General features: G+C 35.7%; 1 protein-coding gene and 1 pseudogene. Both read left to right on the forward strand.

The annotated features are described in order from the left end of the window. Nucleotides 1-323 (forward strand): annotated as a pseudogene (locus BBROOKSOX_RS11815) (SAM-dependent methyltransferase); the annotation flags it as partial. A gap of 256 nt (nucleotides 324-579) precedes the next feature. Then, nucleotides 580-897, forward strand: a 318-nt coding sequence (locus BBROOKSOX_RS11820) for a hypothetical protein (RefSeq protein WP_139662089.1), incomplete at its 3' end; no start/stop codon positions are given.

An 897-nucleotide genomic window follows, 5' to 3' on the forward strand; every position in this document is an offset into this window, starting at 1 on the left:
TGTGGGATAATTTTAAAACACACTTTAATAGTGTGAATAAAAATACTTACAGACCATTGCGCAAAATGTCTGAATGGCATCTATCTTTGGCTTTAGCAGCTGGGCAAGTGTCAGGTGTTGTTGAGTCTAAAGATGGGCGGCTTTTGTTGGTTAAAGGGCGCACATTTAAAGAAAAGAAAGAAACGATAGAAACACAAGTAAATGAAGTGAGTGGCAATATTAGTGAAAAAAGAATATCAACTGATGTTTTTGTTCCTAGTATTAAGGCAATTGATTTTACAAAAGAAAGCGTTAATTTTGGTGAAATAATTACCATTAAGTAGGTGAAATTTTGTCAATTACTTTACATCCTCTAGCAATAGAGGATGTTTCTAAGCGCATTTGCAAAGTGCGCTTAGAAACACTAATTTAAAAAAATTAAGACCACAGCACTTACGCTGTAACCTTAACCACTTGTACAAGCCTTGCAATTATGCAAGAAAGTGGCAGCGATGAGCTGAGTTTGTTTAACCCAAAGGGGATATATCCTTTCCTCTTTGGGGATTGATGTATCTTCTTTGACAATTAAAGGAGAAAATTATGCCAAATCATGTGATATCAACAATGAAATTGACATTTAAAGATAAAGAGGCTAAAGATGCGTTTTTAGCTGATTTTAAAGCGGTAGAAAATAATCTATGTGCAATAGTTATGCCTTACGAGAACATTCAGCCTTTGGACAAAGATGGCAACAAGCCATTAGGTATTAAATCAGGAGAACATTGGGCAAATATGACTATGCCAGATGGGTCTGTTGTAGAATTAACAGACTTGCCTTGGGATGGTGCTCTTTGGGGTACAAAGTGGGGGACATACGATGTTGAAATTTATGAAATAGAAGATACTTATGTTGCTATG

Source organism: bacterium endosymbiont of Bathymodiolus sp. 5 South (assembly GCF_900128535.1).
In the GTDB taxonomy this organism is placed as follows: Bacteria; Pseudomonadota; Gammaproteobacteria; order PS1; family Pseudothioglobaceae; genus Thiodubiliella.